We start from the raw sequence: 17,728 nt of genomic DNA, 5'->3' as shown, positions 1-17,728 counted from the left end.
AGCTCCTAAAGCTCGACCTCAATGTACCCGCCCACAATCCGGGTACCGAAGGTTTGGAGCCGGAGTTCCGGAGTGCCCAGGCACTCCCCCGTGGCCAGGTCATAGACCTCCTTGTGCAGCGGCGAGGCGAGCGTCGGGCGCGGGCCGCGGGATCCGGTAATGCCGCGGGCCATGACGTGCGCCCCGGTGGCCGGATCCTCCTGCGCGACGGCGTAAACCTCACCGGACACGGTCCGGAACAACGCCACCTGGCGGCCGGCGATCAACGCGGCCTCGCCCCAGGCGGGTTCCAGGTCCTCCACGGCGCACACACGGTGCCAGCCGGTCCCAAAGCTGGGGTGTTCAACAAAGCTCCGTGCTGCGCTCTCAAGTACGGCAGTCATTTCGGCCCCTTTCTGATCCATCACTAACGGGCTCAGGCGCTCCTGCGGCCACATACCCAAGCTAGGCCCGGGGTGTTTCAACGGCATGCAGTTAATGTGTCCGGCGGGTAAAAGAGACCTCACGCAGCCGGAAACGCGTTCGTGATGCAGAAGTTAAGATCACGAAACATAAGGGAAACTGAAGCGAAACTGCGCCTGCCTAGTCTGGAGGGACACTTCGATTGAGAAGGTCGCAGAGCACCGACTGCGGCCCATGCGAAAGGCCCACAGTGACCGGACAGACTTCAAGCCCCCAGAACCAGGGCGCAGAGCGCACAACAGCACAGCGCCGCATCGTGGTTGCCGGAGGCGGCCCTGCCGCCCACCGTTTCGCCGATGCCATGCATGCCCGGGGCCTGGACGGCTGGCACGTCACCGTCCTCACCGAGGAAGCCCACCTCCCCTATGACCGCGTCGCGCTGAGCAAAGCCCTCACCGACGCCGACGTCGACCTCACCCTGGGCACCGCAGCGATGTGGGACCACGAGGCGCTCTCGCTGAAGACCGGCGAGCGCGTCACCGGCATCGACACCGCGGGCAAAACTGTCACCACCGCGGCCGGCACCGTGTACCCGTATGACGAACTGGTGGTCGCCACCGGCTCCGACGCCGCCCGCCTGCCGATCCCGGGAGCCGAACTCACCCACGTCTACCGGACGCTGGAAGATGTCTGGGCCATCAACCAGGCGATCACGGAACTGACGGAGAAGCTGGGCCGCAAGGTCAACGCCGTCACCATCGGCGGCGGGCTGCTGGGCCTCGAATCCGCGGCCGGCACCGAGCAGCTCGGTGCCACCCCGATCGTCATCAACGGCTCCCCCTGGCTCATGAACACCCAGCTGGACGAGGGCGCCGGGCAGGCCCTGGGCCGCCTCATCGAAGCCAAGGGCTTCACCGTCCACGGCGGCGTGTTCCCCTCCGAAGTCCTTTCCGACGACGACGGCCAGGTCACCGGGGTGCTGATGGCCGACGGCCGCATCATCGACGCCGACCTGGTGATCGTCGCGATCGGGGTGAAACCCCGCGACGAGCTGTTCCGCGCCGCGGATGGCCCGGATGGGCAAAAGGGAGAGCAGCAGTTCCAGCTCGGCCAGCGGGGCGGCGTGGTCATCTCCGACGACTGTTCCACGGAGGTCCCCGGCATCTGGGCGATCGGCGAGGTCGCCAACTTCGGCGGCATGTGCCTGGGCCTCGTGGCCCCCGCCAACACCATGGCGGAGATCGTCGCGGACCGGCTGCACGGCGGCGACGCGACCTTCCCCGGCTTCGACACCGCCACCAAGCTCAAGCTCTCCGGCGTCGACGTCGCCAGCTTCGGCGACGCCTTCGCCCGGACCGAGCACTCCCTCGAAATCGTCTACGCCGACCCCGCCCGCGGCGTCTACCAGAAGATCGTGACCACGGACGACGCCAAGACCCTCCTCGGCGGCATCTTCGTCGGCGACGCAACCCCCTACACGTCCCTGCGCCCCGTGCTGGGCCGCGAACTGGCCGCCGAGCCCGGCGCCTACCTCACGGCGGCCGGCGGCGGCGACGCTGGGGGCGAAGCCCTTGAAATCAGACTGCCGGACGACGCCATCCTGTGTTCGTGCAACAACGTCTCGGCGGGAAGCATCCGCGACGCCGTCAACGGCTGCGGGGCGTGCGACGGCAACGCCCCGGTCCAGGAACTTGGCGAACTCAAGGGCTGCACCCGCGCCGGAACCAGCTGCGGCTCCTGCGTGCCGATGCTCAAGAAGCTGCTGGAAACCGAGCTGACCAAGTCCGGCGTCGAAGTCTCCAAGGCGCTCTGCGAGCACATCGAGCTGTCCCGCCAGGAACTTTTCGAAACCATCCGCGTCCTGGAACTGGCCTCCTTCGAGGAGGTCATGGCGAAGTACGGCACAGGTTCCGGCTGCGACATCTGCAAGCCGACCATCGCCAACATCCTGGCCAGCCAGAACAGCGCCTACGTCCTGGACGCCGGCCGCGGCACCCTGCAGGACACCAATGACCGTGCCCTCGCCAACATGCAGAAGGACGGCACCTACTCGGTGGTCCCCCGCATTGCCGGCGGCGAGATCACCCCCAAGAAGCTCGGCGTCATCGCCGCCGTGGCCGAGCAGTACGGCCTCTACACCAAGATCACCGGCGGCCAGCGGATCGACATGTTCGGCGCCCGGCTGGAGCAGCTCCCGGAAATCTGGAAGCTGCTGGTGGACGCCGGATTCGAATCCGGCCAGGCCTACGGAAAGAGCCTGCGCACGGTGAAGTCCTGCGTCGGCTCCACCTGGTGCCGCTTCGGCGTCCAGGATTCGGTGGCCATGGCCATCCAGCTGGAACTGCGCTACCGCGGCCTCCGCAGCCCGCACAAGCTGAAAATGGGCGTCTCCGGCTGCGCCCGCGAATGCGCCGAGGCCCGGGGCAAGGACGTCGGCGTGATCGCCACCGCCGACGGCTGGAACCTGTACGTCGGCGGCAACGGCGGCGCCACCCCGGCGCATGCCCAGCTGCTCGCCAAGGACCTCGACGACGAGACGCTGCTCAAGTACATCGACCGCTACTTTATGTACTACATCCGCACGGCCGACCGCCTGCAGCGCACCGCACGCTGGCAGGAGGAGCTCGACGGCGGCATCAAGCACGTCGAGGACGTGGTGGTGCACGATACCCTCGGCATCGCCGCGGACCTCGAGGCCGCCATGGCCAAACACGTGGACACCTACGTCGACGAATGGGCCGACACCCTCAAGGATCCGGAGCGCCTGCGCCGGTTCCGCTCCTTCGTCAACGCCCCGGACCAGAAGGACGACTCCATCTCCTTCGTCCCGGACGAGCGCGGCCAGATGCGCCCCGCCACGGCCGAAGAGAAGGGGAAGGTCCTGATCGGTTCTTCCATCCCGGTCCGTGCCGCCACCCCGGAACTGTTCGACAAGAACGAGGTATAGCCATGCAGCTCAGCATTGATCTCACCGGACGCGAAGTCCTCGTCACCGGCTCGGACACTGCCTCCCGCCAGGCGGTCCGCCGCTACCGGGCCGCCGGCGCCGTCGTCTCACGGCTGAGCAGCCCCGGTGGTTCCCGCCACGACGGGCCCCTGCCGGAGCGTCCCTTCCTGGTCGCCGCCGTCGAGGACGGCCAGCCCGGCTGGGACGCGCTGCTGGACCGTTGCCGCGAAACCGGCATCCCGGTCGCCGTCGAACCCGCCGCCGGCACCGCCGGCCACGTCACTCTGGTCGGCGGCGGACCGGGAACCACCGAACTGCTGACCGTCGCCGCCATCAACGCCCTGCGGGACGCCGACGTCGTCTTCTACGACCGGCTGGCCCCGTACCAGGAACTGCCCGCCCTGAGCACCGCCGAGCTGGTCGATGTGGGCAAGCGCCCCGGCCACCACAAGGTCAGCCAGGCCGGGATCGAGGATCTTATGGTGGAGGCTGCCCTGGCCGGGAAGAACGTGGTGCGGCTCAAGGGCGGCGACCCGTACGTGTTCGGCCGCGGCGGCGAGGAAGTGGCCTCGTGTGTGCAGGCAGGCGTTCCCGTGCGTGTGATCTCCGGTGTTACCAGTGCCATCTCCGTCCCGGCGGCAGCCGGGATCCCGGTCACGCACCGCGAGGTCAGCCACATGTTCACCGTGGTCTCGGGCCACGCCCCGCTGACCGAGAAGGAACACATGCACCTCGCGGGGCTGGGCGGGACCATCGTGGTGCTGATGGGCATCGGCACCCTGCACCAGCTCGCCGCCGGCCTGCGCCGGGCGGGGATGCGCGCGGACATGCCGATGGCCGTCGTGGAGCGCGGCTACCGCCCCGGCCAGCGGACCACCATCGCCGACCTGGGCACCATCACCACGGCTGCCGCGGACTGCAGCAACCCGGCTGTGCTGGTGATCGGCGACGTCGTCCGCGTGGCCGAGGCCAACCGGGGCTGCGCGGAGGCGGAAGCCGAACTCGACCGCCTGGCCGCTTCCCTGATGGGGGCGTGAGGACCGTGAGCGCGCTCAACGCCATCGCCCCGGCCGGGACGCCAGGCACCGGCACCACGCCGGAAACAGCGCCGGAACCCGTGACGGAGACTCTCCCGGAGACCGCGGAGCTGCCGCTGGAGGGCTTCCGGATCGGCGTGACCTCACACCGCCGCTCCCAGGACCTGATCGAAGCCCTGGAACGGCGCGGCGCCGAGGTGCTGCATGCGCCGGCACTGAAGATCGCCCCGGTGCAGGAGGACCTGAGCCTGATCGAGGACACCCGCGCCATCATCGAGGCCCGGCCGGATCTCTGCATCGCCACCACCGCCTACGGCATGCGGCGCTGGTGCGAGGCCGCGGACACCTTCGGGATCGGCGAGCAGCTGCTGGAAACCCTCGGTGCCACCCGGATGTTCGTCCGCGGGCCCAAGGCCCGCGGCGCCGTCCGTGCGGCGGGACTGGCCGACGTCGGGATCAGCAGCGACGAAACCACCGCCACGCTGGTGGACATGCTCCTTGCCGAGGGCGTGCGCGGCAAGACCGTCGCGGTGCAGCTGCACGGCTACACCGACGTCCGCCAGCTCGAACGGCTCCGGATGTCCGGGGCCACGGTCCTGACCGTCACCCCGTACCGCTGGGTCAAGCCCGACGGCGCGGACCGGCTGCCGCGGCTGATCGAGGCCGCCTGCAGCGGCAACCTGGATGTGCTGACGTTCACCAGCGCCCCTGCCGTGGACGCGATGTGGAGCACCGCGCACGAGATGGGCCTGTACAAGCAGCTGGTGGAGAGCCTCAGGACCACCGTGGCCACCGCCGTCGTCGGCCCCATCACGGCGCAGCCGCTCATCGATGCCGGCCTGCAGCCGCTGGTCCCGGACCGGTTCCGGATGGGCGCCCTGATCCGGCTCGTCGTGGAGCACCTCGCCCTGAACCACGTCCGCCGCCTGGACACGGCCTCCGGCCGTGTGGAACTCCGTGGCCGTTCGCTGCGGATCGACGGCGAGGCCGTGGAGCTGGCTCCCGCCCCGTTGCTGCTGCTGCGGGCGCTGCTGGGCGCGGGCGGCGCCGTGTTGTCCCGTGAGTCGCTGTCCGAGCTGCTGGAGCTCCGCGGTTCCGTTCACGCCCTGGACATGACTGTCAGCCGGCTGCGCTCCGCCCTGCCGGACGGGCGGCTGGTGGAAACCGTGGTGAAGCGCGGTTACCGGATCCGGGTGTGATCCACACCATTACTGGCGGGTAAACATTGGCGAACGGGCTGCGAAAATCCTGCAACACCGGGGAAACACGCCGGAAAGATCGTCCGCCTACGCTGGGGTCATCAAGCAGTCAGGCCACACCACCGGCCACCAGCGAAAGGGCCCCACCATGTCCGCCATCTCCACCGCTTCCGCCGATTCCGCCGATTCCCAGGCCCGGCCCCGGATCGTTATCGCCGGGGCCGGGCCGGCAGCTCAGGCCCTGGTCCGCCAGCTCACGCTGACCCCGTTCGCCGGCGCAGTCACAGTGCTGAGCAACCGGGATGACGCGTCCGACGAACTCCTGGAGCTGGCCGCCCTGGAGCACGTCTCAGTCCGCTTCGGCCAGCCTGCCAGCTACATCGACCCGGACAGCCGTTACGTCACCACGGCCGACGGACTGGAGTTCAGCTACGACCAGCTGGTCATCGCGACCGGCTCCTCACCCGCGGCCGCGCCGCTCGCAGGGGAAGGCCGGTGCCTGAACTACGCGACTATCGACGACGCCGTCAGGCTCGGCGAGGCCGTTAAGGATGTCACCCGCGTCCTTGGCCGGCGTCCGGTGGGCATCCTCGTCGGAACCGGAACGTCCGCCGGCCAGGCCGAGGCCGTGCTGCGCGCCCGTGGTGTCCGTCCCGTCCGCACGACGCAGCGGCCGGCCGCCGTCGTGCCCACGCTCGCAGGCTCCCCGCTCCCCTCCGCCGGAGTCGTCTTCGAGGACGGTTCCAGCATGGCTGCGGACCTGGTGGTCCTGGCCGAAGAACCGATTGCCCGGGACGCCCTGGCTGTCAGTGCGGGACTGAAGACAGCGCGCCAGGGCGGAATCGTCATCGACCGGAACTTCCGCACCTCGGTCCCGGGAATCTGGGCCATCGGGGATGCCGCGGTGTTCGACGGCGTCCGGCTGGGACTGCTGGTGGCCGCCTCTTCCGCCGCGTCCGTCTGCGCTTCCCAGCTGCTCCAGGCCGGCCTGGCCGAAAGCCTCGCGGACGCCGCCTGAACCCTGGCCCGTGCCCTGCGGCGGGAGGCCTGTTATGGCAAGATGGACACCTGAGAAGCCACGAAGCATGCGGTGTCTGCGGGCCCATAAGGCCTCCCAGAGGGACAACTCAGGGGACAACCCCGTCCCAGACCCGCCAGGAAAGGGACCACCATGAGCAACGAAGCCGCCGCGACCGACCGTAGCGCCTCCTCCGAAAACACCGGCGATATTGCCTCGTACATCGACCACACCCTGCTCAAGCCGGAGGCCAGCGAGGCCGACGTCCTCAAGGTATGTGCCGAGGCCGCCGAGTACCGGTTCAAGTCCGTGTGCGTGAACCCGATCTGGGTCAAGACGGTCAAGAAGGCCCTGAAGGGCTCCGGAGTGCTGACGTGCTCCGTCGTCGGCTTCCCGCTGGGTGCCACTCCGAGCGACGTCAAGGCTTTTGAGGCCCGCGGCGCCGTGCTCGACGGCGCCGAAGAGGTCGACATGGTGATCAACATCGCCGCAGCCCGCGCCAACGACAAGGGCGCCCTGGTCGATGACATCACGGCTGTCGCCGACGCCGTGCACGAAGGCGGGGCCATCCTGAAAGTCATCATCGAAACGGCGCTGCTGGATGACGCCCAGAAGGTACTGGCCTGCGAGGCCGCGGTGGAGGCCGGCGCCGATTTCGTGAAGACTTCCACGGGCTTTAACGGCGGCGGCGCAACGGCCGACGACGTCGCGCTGATGCGCCGCACCGTGGGCCCTGACCTCGGTGTCAAGGCGTCGGGCGGGGTGCGTTCGCTCGCCGACGCACAGGCTATGATTGCTGCAGGTGCAACACGTATTGGCGCCAGCTCCGGCATCGCGATCGTCAAGGGTGAACAGGGTTCCTCCGCGTACTGATCTGATCCGGCAGCCGCCACAGTTTTGAGCCCCACGGGGCCGAGGAGGAACGAATGTCCAGCAAGACCACCACCGCCACGACGCCGCAGAACGAGAACAGCCTCGGCTCCAGCATCTTGATGTTCGTCCTGATGATGATCCTCTTCCTGGCTTCCATCTACTCGCTGGGCTTCCTGACCCTGGGCAACCCGTGGCCGATGGCCGTCTGCCTCTTCCTGTTCGCCCTGGCGTTCTGGATTCCGCAGACCATCACCGGCCGCTCGGATTCTGCCGGCGAAAGCTAAGCGCCACCTGTCCTTAAAGAACTGAAGCCCCGGATCTCCGGGGCTTCAGTCGTTTAACCGGGGCCCTCGCCGCGCCCTGGCTTAGCCCGTCGCAGGCGGTCCGGGGCCACATTGACCCGGACACACCGCAAACACCGGACCTAAGGGCCGGAATCGCGTTCAAAGGCGCCCCGGACGGCGAACGGCGCCGGCCGGAGTCCCTATGTAGTGGCAACCAGCCCGAACAGGCTCCGGATCAGCCCGGTCCCGAGCGCGACGGCGGCCGGCCAGTGCACTTCGGCCAGCGCCAGCGCCGCGCCGAACATGCCGATCATGGCATAAGCGCTGACCGGGATCAGCACGAACCATTCCCGCCGCGACCCTGCCCGGCCCAGCAGCGGAATCGAGAACGCCCCGTTGGCTTTCCAGACGCTCCTGAGCAGCGGCAGTTTCCGCAGGAGCTTCGGCGGCTTGATCACGACCGGCCAGAGCAGCGGCACTCCCCCGGTGGTGATCATGTCCCCCACGATGTGGACCAGCACACCGGTCAGCATCGAGACGGGCAGCCACGTCCACTGGTGCGGCGCGAACCAGGTCACCAGCCCTGCCATGGTGAGGGCGAAGACCCAGTTGCTGATCCAGCCGTACTTCGGGAAGAGTTTCAGGGCCTTGGCTGCGATGTTGATCATGAACATGCAGAGCAGCCCCGCGCCGACCGACAGCAGCCCCCACTCTGTCTGCAGCTGGAACTGCCCTGCCAGCGCCGCCAGCAGCACAAAGAACGCGGCGCCCAGCAGGGAATGGGTCCCCTGCCGGTGCCCGCCGGAGACGTTTTCGATCCCGACGGCGATCACGTTCGACAGCGGCGGCAGCGAGTGCGCCACCGTGCTGGAGCGGTGGTCCCAGTCGCAGACCAGGGCCGTGCCCGCCGTCGCCATCCCGCCGATCACAATCCCGGTGGCGTCCAGCGGGTACCAGCCCAGCGCGTACGGGCCCGTGGACGCAACAGCCACCCATGCCGCGGCTCCCGACGCGGCGTGGTGTCCGCCCATCATTCTTTTACTTCACCGACTGTGTGGCAGATACGGCGGAGTCGGAGAAGATGTTGCGGATGACGCCGTTGGCCCATTCGAGGATCTCGGCGTCCTGCAGGTCGCGGCCGCCGATCCGTGCGGTTTTGGGCTTCGGGATCAGCACCGCGTCCAGGGCGGGTTTGGACTGCGCGCCGGGGTACATCCGGGTGAGCCGCATGAGCTTGGACTCCGGCAGCTGGGCCGGGGAGAACTTGATGAAGTTGCCCTGCAGGGCAACGTCGCTGAGCCCGGCCTCGCGGGCGCCCACCCGGAAGCGGGCGACGTCGATCAGGTTCTTCGCGGGGAGCGGCAGTTCGCCGTAGCGGTCCACGAGTTCGGCGAGTACTTCATCGATGGCCTCGTAGGTGATAGCCGCGGCGAGTTTGCGGTACGCCTCCAGGCGCAGCCGCTCGCCGGGCACGTAGTCGTGCGGCAGGTGGGCGTTGACCGGCAGCTCGATCTTCATCTCGGCGGCCTTCTCTTCTGCCTCGCCCCGGAAATCGGCCACGGCCTCGCCGACCAGGCGGATGTAGAGGTCGAAGCCGACGCCCTGGATGTGGCCGGATTGCTCCCCGCCGAGCAGGTTTCCGGCGCCGCGGATCTCGAGGTCCTTCATGGCCAGCTGCATGCCGGCGCCGAGCTCGTTGTGGGTGGCGACGGCCTTGAGCCGTTCCAGTGCCACTTCGCCCAACGGTTTTTCGGAGGGGTACAGGAAGTAGGCGTAGGCGCGTTCGCGCCCGCGGCCCACCCGCCCGCGCAGCTGGTGCAGCTGGGAGAGCCCGTACTTGTCCGCCCCGTCCACGATCAGCGTGTTGGCGTTGGAGATGTCCAGGCCGGTCTCGATGATGGTGGTGCAGACGAGCACGTCGAAGCGCTTTTCCCAGAAGTCAACGATGATCTGTTCGAGCCGGCTCTCGGACATCTGCCCGTGGGCCACTTCCACCCGGGCCTCGGGGACGAGCTCGCGGATCTTCGCGGCGGTGCGGTCGATGGTGGAGACCCGGTTGTGCACGAAGAACACCTGGCCTTCGCGCATGAGTTCACGGCGGATCGCGGCGGAGGTCTGCTTGTCCGTGTACGGGCCGACGTAGGTCAGCACCGGATGCCGTTCCTCCGGCGGGGTGGCCAGGGTGGAGGTCTCGCGGATGCCTGTGAGCGACATTTCCAAGGTCCGGGGAATCGGGGTGGCGCTCATGGCGAGCACGTCCACGTTGGTGCGCATCTTCTTGAGCGCTTCCTTGTGTTCGACGCCGAAACGCTGCTCCTCATCGACGATCACGAGGCCGAGGTCCTTGAAAGCGAAGTCCTTGGACAGCAGCCGGTGGGTGCCGATCACCACGTCCACGGAACCGGCCTTGACCCCTTCGGCTGTCTCCTTTGCCTCTTTGGTGGCCTGGAAGCGGGACAGCGGCTTGACCACCAGCGGGAAGCCGGAGAAACGCTCGGTGAAGGTTTCGTAGTGCTGCTGTGCGAGCAGGGTGGTGGGAACCAGCACGGCGACCTGCTTGCCGTCCTGGACGGCTTTGAAAGCAGCCCGGACCGCGATCTCGGTCTTGCCGTAGCCGACGTCCCCGGAGATCAGCCGGTCCATCGGGATCTCCCGCTCCATGTCCGCCTTGACCTCATTGATGGTGGTCAGCTGGTCCGGGGTTTCCACATACGGGAAGGCTTCCTCGAGCTCGCGCTGCCACGGGGTGTCGGGGCCGAAGGCGTAGCCGCGGGACGCCATCCTGGCCGAGTAGAGCCGGATCAGCTCGCCGGCGATTTCCTTGACCGCTTTACGGGCCTTGGACTTGGTGCTGGCCCAGTCCGCGCCGCCCATCTTGCTCAGCGCCGGGGTGTCCCCGCCGACGTAGCGGGTGACCTGGTCCAGCTGGTCGGTGGGGACAAAGAGCCGGTCCCCGGGGGCGCCGCGCTTGGACGGCGCGTACTCCAGCACGAGGTATTCGCGCACCCCGTCACCGCCACCGGCCACCTTTCGCTGGATCAGTTCCACGAACCGGCCAATGCCGTGCTGTTCGTGCACCACGGAGTCTCCGGAGACGAGCTGCAGCGGGTCGACGGCGTTCCGCCGCTTGGACGGCATCCGGCGCATGTCCTTCGTGGACCCTGCGGAGGTGCGGCCCAGCAGGTCGGCCTCGGTGAGCAGGGCAAGTTTGAGCGGCTCCAGGACGAAACCGCGTCCGACGGCGGCCGTGGTCACCTCGATCAGCCCGGCCTGGGGTTCGTCGTCGAGGGAGTCGACCCTGGCGCACGGGATGTCGTTGTCGTGGAAGAGTTCGGCGAGGCGCTGGGCCGGGCCGGGACCTTCGGTCACGACGACGATCCGCCACTGTTCGCGGACGTGGGAGCCGATGAAGTCCATCATTTCGGCGACGTCGCCCTGGTAGCCGCGGGGTTCGCGGGCGTGCAGGTTGAGGACGTCGACGTCGGGCAGCAGTTCCTCGTCGGTGGCCAGCGACGTGATGGACCACCAGGAGACCTCATGCTCCAGGGCCGCGGAGCGGGTTTCGGTGAGCGAGCGGAAGCTGGCGGAGTGCAGGGCAGCCGACGCCGCCGAGCTCAAATCAAGGGGTGCGGTCCCGCCGTCGGACGCCGTCGACCAGGCGGCCTCAAGGAATTCCTCGTTGGTGGCGGCAAGGTCGTGGGCGCGGGTCCGGACCTTTTCAGGTTCGATCACGACCGCCATCGAGCCGGCCGGGAACTGGTCCAGGAACGGCACCATGGCGTCCACCAGTACGGGGGCCAGGGACTCCATGCCCTCGACGGTGATTCCCCCGGCGATCTTCTCCAGCATGTCCGCGGCAGCCGGCAGCTGTGATTTCAGCGTCGCGGCACGGGACATCACGGAGGGTGTGATCAGGATTTCGCGGCACGGCGGGGCGTGCAGTTCGGTGGGGTGGTGCACCCCGGGCGCGGTCAGCGAGCGCTGGTCCGCGACGGCGAACCAGCGCATCTGGTCCACCTCGTCACCAAAGAATTCGACCCGGATGGGGTGGTCCTCGGTGGGCGGGAAGACATCCAGCATCCCGCCGCGGACGGCGAACTCACCGCGCCGGGTGACCATGTCCACGCGGGCGTAGGCGGCGTCGGCGAGGCTTCTGACGACGCTGCTGAACGGGGCGTCCTGGCCGACCTTCAGCGTGACCGGAACCAGCTCGCCGAGGCCGGCGACGATCGGCTGCACGACGGCCCGGACGGGCGCCACGACGACACGCAGGGCGCCGGCGGCGGACGTTTCGGGGTGAGCGAGGCGGCGCAGGACGGACAGCCGCCTGCCCACAGTGTCAGAGCGCGGTGAAAGCCGTTCGTGCGGGAGGGTTTCCCAGCTGGGGAACTCGGCAACGGCGTCGGACGGCAGGAAAGCGCGCAGTGCTTCCGTCAGGTCCTCGGCTTCACGACCGGTGGCGGTGATGGCCAGGACCACCGGCGCCAGGCGGTTGCCGCCGTCGTCCGCTGCGTCTTTTGCGGTACTTGCCGCTGTGTTTTCCCCTGTGTTCTCCGCTGTATCCTCCGCTAGCGCGGCCAGGCCGTCCGCCATCTCCGCGAGCAGCGCCGAGCGCAGCCCGGCGGGCGCGCTGATCTGATAGTCCTCGCTGCGGGCGGCGAAACCGCGGGATGCTTCGGCACGGACGCGGGCGTAGTTCCGGTCTTCGGCGAGGACACGGCGCAGACCGGTGAGAGAGGGGCCGTTGAGGCTCATAGCTGTTGCTCCTGAAGGGATCACGGAAACGCAGGCAACACGAATAGCCGAAATTCGTGAGAATCCCGGGCACCTCAAGCCTACCGCTCCCTGGCCGGAGGCCTTCCACTCAACAGCCGGAGACAGGAACAGACCCCGGGACAACCCGGGGTCTGTTCCTGTCTCAGTTGCAACGGCGGCTAAATTGCTCCGGTGTTCTTCCACCGGTACAGGAAGGCCGCCATCGCGTCACGCTGGATGGCCTGCCCCGGCCGATAGGTGAAGGTAAGGTTCGCCTCCTGCCAGCCGGTGGAGATTTCCTGGTCAGCGAGCCATGCCATTTCCTTGTAGAACTGCTGCCCGGAGGAAACATCCGCGAACGGGGATACAGCCGGCGCCGTGAAGGCAGGTTCACCCGCCGCCCGGTACAGGAAAGCCGCCATCGCGTCACGCTCGATGGCCTGCCCCTGCCGGTAGGTGAATGTCCCGTCTCCTTCGTCCCAGCCGGTGGAGATTTTCTGGTCAGCGAGCCATGCCATTTCCTTGTAGAACTGCTGCCCGGGGGAAACATCCGCGAACGGGGATACAGCCGGCGCCGTGAAGGCAGGTTCACCCGCCGCCCGGTACAGGAATGCCGCCATCGCGTCACGATGGATCGACAGCCCCGGCCGGTAGGTGAATACGCCGTCTCCTTCGTCCCAGCCGGTGGAGATTTTCCGGTCAGCGAGCCATGCCATCTCCTTGTAGAACTGCTGCCCGGGGGAAACATCCGCGAACGGGGATACAGCCGGCGGAACGAATACCGGAGGAACCACCGGAGCCGCCGGCGTTACGACGTTCGATGCCGCTGACCGCTCGCTGGTGCCGCCTGCGTTGACTGCCTCAACCTGGAAGTTGTAGGCGGTCCCGTTGGTCAGGCCGACCACTACAAGGCTCGTTTCCGTGGAAGCGATGCCTTCAATCGTCTTGAACACCGTATTACCGGTACGGACCACGATGTTGAGCGTCTCGGCACCCGTGGGTGCCGCGAAGCTCACCGTTGCGGTCGTGTTGCCGCCAACTGCGGTGGGCGCAGCCGGTGCGGCAGGTGCCACGACCGGGTCCGGGACAACATTGATGGTCTGGTCGGAGAACCGCAGCCTTTCGACGTTGGTGATCCGGTCGGTGCCATCTTCTGCCCTGCCGCCGACGTGCGTCACGGTGGTGACGCCGTCGACGGTGCTGATGTCGTACTCGTCCATGGCCCCGGAGAACGCGGCCGTGTCGACGTCGTTTGCTCCCGGGCTGGAGAGGATTTCCCGGACGATCTTCACATTTCCGGGATCGATCTTGCCCGCCATGATGTCAGCCTGGAGCTCGGTCAGGGTCGTGACGGTCCTGACCTCGACACCCGCAGCGTTGACAACACTGAGCCTTACGTTGAGCCACTTGTCGCCGTCGATGATGTCATCGGCGCCGTTGCCCCAGATCTCGTCACTGCCGGAGCCGCCGATGATGATGTTGCCGGCCCCGAACTCGGTGGTGCCTGGCGGCAGGAGATCCGCGAGGCCCCTGATCCGGGCAATACCTTCGGCATTCAGCACATTGGTCAGGCCTTCGACGTTGACTTCGGTGTTGGGAACCGAAGGCACCTCGTCGTCGCCGCGGAGCACGTCGTCCTTGTCCCAGCCCGACAGGGCCTCAACCAGGAGGAAGCGGTCCTTGAGGGCGTTGGGCCCGTCGACGATGATCTGGCGCATATCGGAATCGGCCGGCTCGATCGAGCGGGCGTGCGTGACCCAGTCGAAGCCGAAGACACCGTGGTTGCGTTCGATGCCGGGGCCGGCGACCATAACGTCGTCGCCGCCTTCGGCGTCGTAATCGTCTTCGCCGGAATCACCGATCAGGACGTCATGGCCCGGAGCGTTGATGTCGTCGAAGAACGGTGCGCCGCTGTCGCCCTGCAGGAGGTCGTTGGAGTTTCCGCCTTCCTGCCAGTCGTCGCCGCCGCCGCCGAAGACCGTGTCAGGGCCGTCGCCGGCGAGGACCAGGTCGTTGCCTTCGCCAGCGAACGTTTCGTTGCCGTTGAGGCCGCCGTTGGAGAAGTCGTCGCCCTCACCCGACATGATGATGTCCAAGCCGGGTCCGGCGTCGATCGCGTCGTTGCCGGGTCCGCCCTTGATGACGTCGTCGCCGTGGGAGTCAGTCACCCGGTCGTTTCCTTCACCGCCGAGGACGACGTCGGCACCATCACTGCCTTCGATGATGTCGTCACCGCCGTTGCCCCAGATGGTGTCGTTGTCGATGCCGCCCCAGATCCTGTCCCCCGCCAGTGCGGGATCCTGCAGCGGGTCTTTATCGTCCCGCCCGTTGAATGTGGACTGGGCATTGAGCCCGGCACGGTCGACGCTGTTGCTGACCCGGTACCGGATCGTACCGTCCGCCATCCGCATCAGGAGCGCGGACTCGTCGCAGGACGAGGCCGGGTCGTCGGCCACCGAGTTTCCGGTGGTTGCCGTAATGTTCTTCATCTCGAACTCGCAGTCCGCGACGCCGAACACGTCGGCCTTGAGGGCCGCGGCGTCGGTGTTGCGCATGATGAGCTCGGAGAGGGAGTTGCCTTCCAGCTGGGTCCGCAGGTTCAGGCCCGAGGTGCGGGAAAGGTAGTACATGCGGTCCCCGTCCTGGAGATCCGTCATCTGGCGTTCAAAGATGTAGTTGAACGTCGAGCCCAGCAGCCCGCCGAAGAGGTTCTGGTACTCGGCGAGCCCGCCGACCCAGAGGTCGACGTTGTTCAGGCCGGTGGGCTTCACGACCGTGGCGGTCGGGGCCCAGGCGCCCGTGCTATTGACGAACTCGAAAGAGTCCGCCGGAGTCAGGGTATCCGTCGTGTTCATGTCGAACAGCCGCTGGGCGGCCGCCCGCTTGTCAACGATCGACGTCGCGGCGGTGATTGTGTCGTGGGTGCCGTAGGCAGCCATGAAGTTCACCACGGAATCCGGGTGCTTGAGGTTCTGACCAAAATCCACCCAGCTGGTGTACGGCTTCAGCGACGACTCGCCGGTGCTCGCGTACAGCTGGGAGCGGAAGTTGTTCAGGGACGGGATGCCGGTGTCCCGGCCACGGGCCAGGTTCAGCGAGGCAAGGTCCAGGGGCAGGCCCAGGACATTGTTCCGCAGGGTGTCGGTCACGAACTCGTCGAGTTCAGCGCCGACCTGGTCCGTCATGCCCATGGCGATGGCCCCCGCGGCCTGCTTCGGGGTCAGGGGATCTCCCGCGGAGTTGGAGTAGTAGGCCGTGGGATTGAGGAACGCGTCCAGCAGCGGCATACCGATGTCGGTGCCGTTGTTGGTCTTCCGGTCAATCGTCTCGGTCAGCATCGAGTGCCCGAACCGGTACGTGGCGTGCGCGAACTCTGCCTTGATCGCAGGGTCGATTGCGGTGTCCGACTGGGTGAACGGGTTGAAGCCGTTGATACCCGGCTGGATCTTGCGGGCGAAGTCCTCGAAGACGATGTGCTGGTATTCCATCTCCGTGACGTAGCGTGCCGCCTGGAACAGGCGTTCACCGTTCCAGTCGCCGTTCGCGAGCTTCCACTCGCTCACGTCGATGTTCTGCGTCGTGACGAGGTCCTGCATGTAGGCGACCAGCCGGTTGTGCTCCGAGTGGAACACCTGGTGGATCGCCGTGAGCCCGATGTTCTCGTTGACGCGTCCGTCGCCGGCGACGAAGTGCGCCGCCAGCTGCTCGTCGTCGTAGGTTCCCGGCGCGACCGGCACGCTGACCGGGTTGGGATCCGTGTCGCCGTCGGCAGCCAGCGGAGCACCGGTCTGCGAGTTGAACGGTGCCGCGTTGTGCGCGATGTCGTCCAGGAAGGCGATGCCGATGCGCTTGACATTTGCCGGCGGGGCCACCGGCGAGGTCAGGTTGCCTTCAACCCGGCCCGTGGCGGTCTCGTACTGCGGGAGGCCGTTGGGTCCGCGCAGGAAGCGGCCGTACTGGTCGGTGGCGATCTTCGGAATGTCGGCGACGTCGTAATCCGACAGCTGCAGGCCGAGCAGGTCGCGGGCCTGATCCTTGATGTGCTGCCAGGTGGCCATGCCCCCCGGTTCGCCCTCGATGAGTTCGCCGTTGGCAACTGGCTTGTTCCCGACCAGCACGTATTCACGCAGGAACACCTGGTGGGAGGGGTGGGAGGCGTAGGTCTGGCTCTGGTCCACCCACGGCGAATCAGTGTTGGTGGCGTCCTGGATATCGTCGGCGTTCCCCAGAATCCCGTCGGGACCGGCCTGGTTCTCAGCCCGGCTCAGCAGCATGAAGTTCGTGTGCCCGCCCGGAACATAGAGCGGGTCGTCCGTGGCCAGCGGCATCATGACGTAGTTCTTGGTCTTCTTGGTGAAATCCACGCCGTGGTCGAAGAACTGTCCGAACAACGCGAACATGCCGTTATACGGCGGCGAGAGCCCGAAGTCGGTCGTGACGTTCGGGATGTCAAGGGTCGCGCCCTCCGGCACACAGTTTTCCGGCAAGCCCGCGCCATCGCAGGGCACCGCCGTGGGGCTGTCGTTGACGGTGCGGTGTGCCTGGCCGGAAGCGGCGACGGCGGCCGGGTTGGTGGCCGTCTGGTCCACGATCACGTTGCTGATGAAGCGCGGAGTGCCGTCGGTGATGTTCTCATTCACCGACTTGTAGCCCGGGCCGGAGGCCGGCGTCCGCCACTCAGGATCAGAGAGTCGGGGGAACACCCGGCTAGCGGACCCGAAATCTTTCTGGCCCGCCACCAGGTTGTTCTCCGTGCCGTCAACTGTCCGGAGACCGTACGGCAGCAGCGGGTTGGCAATCTGGTTGGGTCCGGAACCCAGGAGAGGCTGGCCCGGCACATCGTTGCCGGCGGCGTCCTCCTTGGTGGCGTGATTTTCAGCGATTTTGATCTGCTTCAGAATGAACCGCATATCGCCTGCATTGAGCGTGAATCCCTGGCCGGTCGGCGCCGCGGAAACTGCGGGCGCCAGCACGGACGGGACAACCCCGGCGCTGAGCAGAAGGGCGAGGGCGCCGGCCGCGACTTTGCGACTGACCCCCGGTGCCTTCCCTCGCAGCGGGAGGTTGCCTTCCCTCCCTCGAATCTTGCGATGTTTCCCCATTTTGTAACCTCCATCGAGTCGCACCGGCTTCCCCCTCAATGTGGTCGCTCGGTTCACTGGATGGCCACAGCCTTGTCGTGAGGCCTTTGGAAATTCTTGGGACCCGTGAGT

10 protein-coding genes are annotated in these 17,728 nt (G+C 67.3%); 6 read left to right on the top strand and 4 right to left on the bottom strand.

Features of this window, described 5'->3' with window-relative positions; all coding sequences use genetic code 11:
- Positions 1-5 precede the first annotated feature (5 nt).
- On the bottom strand, positions 6-383 hold the full coding sequence (nirD, locus tag AC1DC5_RS16235) for a nitrite reductase small subunit NirD (protein WP_441405832.1): 378 nt from the start codon (positions 381-383) through the stop codon (positions 6-8).
- Between the two features lie 269 nt (positions 384-652).
- Between nirD and nirB the strand changes: the two genes are divergently transcribed.
- The 6 genes from nirB to AC1DC5_RS16205 all read left to right on the top strand — a co-directional run bounded on the left by nirB (position 653) and on the right by AC1DC5_RS16205 (position 7,760).
- Positions 653-3,349: a nitrite reductase large subunit NirB gene (nirB, locus tag AC1DC5_RS16230; RefSeq protein ID WP_476865813.1), complete on the top strand. Its 2,697-nt coding sequence runs from the start codon at positions 653-655 to the stop codon at positions 3,347-3,349.
- Between the two features lie 2 nt (positions 3,350-3,351).
- Positions 3,352-4,386, top strand: coding sequence for a uroporphyrinogen-III C-methyltransferase (gene cobA / locus AC1DC5_RS16225; protein ID WP_441405830.1), 1,035 nt, complete (start codon positions 3,352-3,354; stop codon positions 4,384-4,386).
- A gap of 5 nt (positions 4,387-4,391) precedes the next feature.
- Positions 4,392-5,585, top strand: coding sequence for a uroporphyrinogen-III synthase (locus tag AC1DC5_RS16220; protein ID WP_441405829.1), 1,194 nt, complete (start codon positions 4,392-4,394; stop codon positions 5,583-5,585).
- 148 nt (positions 5,586-5,733) lie between these two features.
- Positions 5,734-6,603 (top strand): FAD-dependent oxidoreductase, encoded by an 870-nt coding sequence (locus tag AC1DC5_RS16215; RefSeq protein ID WP_476865812.1) that lies wholly within the window; start codon positions 5,734-5,736, stop codon positions 6,601-6,603.
- A 153-nt stretch (positions 6,604-6,756) separates the two neighbouring features.
- Entirely contained in the window at positions 6,757-7,476 is a 720-nt protein-coding gene (gene deoC / locus AC1DC5_RS16210; RefSeq protein WP_476865811.1) for a deoxyribose-phosphate aldolase, read from the top strand.
- A 53-nt stretch (positions 7,477-7,529) separates the two neighbouring features.
- Entirely contained in the window at positions 7,530-7,760 is a 231-nt protein-coding gene (locus AC1DC5_RS16205; protein ID WP_476865810.1) for a hypothetical protein, read from the top strand.
- A gap of 200 nt (positions 7,761-7,960) precedes the next feature.
- Here AC1DC5_RS16205 and AC1DC5_RS16200 read toward each other — a convergent pair whose 3' ends face one another.
- From AC1DC5_RS16200 to AC1DC5_RS16190, 3 genes are all read right to left on the bottom strand, one after another.
- On the bottom strand, positions 7,961-8,794 hold the full coding sequence (locus AC1DC5_RS16200) for a metal-dependent hydrolase (protein ID WP_476865809.1): 834 nt from the start codon (positions 8,792-8,794) through the stop codon (positions 7,961-7,963).
- 4 nt (positions 8,795-8,798) lie between these two features.
- On the bottom strand, positions 8,799-12,515 hold the full coding sequence (mfd, locus tag AC1DC5_RS16195; RefSeq protein WP_476865808.1) for a transcription-repair coupling factor: 3,717 nt from the start codon (positions 12,513-12,515) through the stop codon (positions 8,799-8,801).
- A 179-nt stretch (positions 12,516-12,694) separates the two neighbouring features.
- On the bottom strand, positions 12,695-17,617 hold the full coding sequence (locus AC1DC5_RS16190; RefSeq protein ID WP_476865807.1) for a peroxidase family protein: 4,923 nt from the start codon (positions 17,615-17,617) through the stop codon (positions 12,695-12,697).
- Positions 17,618-17,728 lie beyond the last annotated feature (111 nt).

It is taken from the genome of Arthrobacter sp. 10L424 (genome assembly GCF_056395325.1).
Note: the sequence above shows the minus strand (reverse complement) of the source record. Positions and strands in the feature narration are given on the sequence as shown.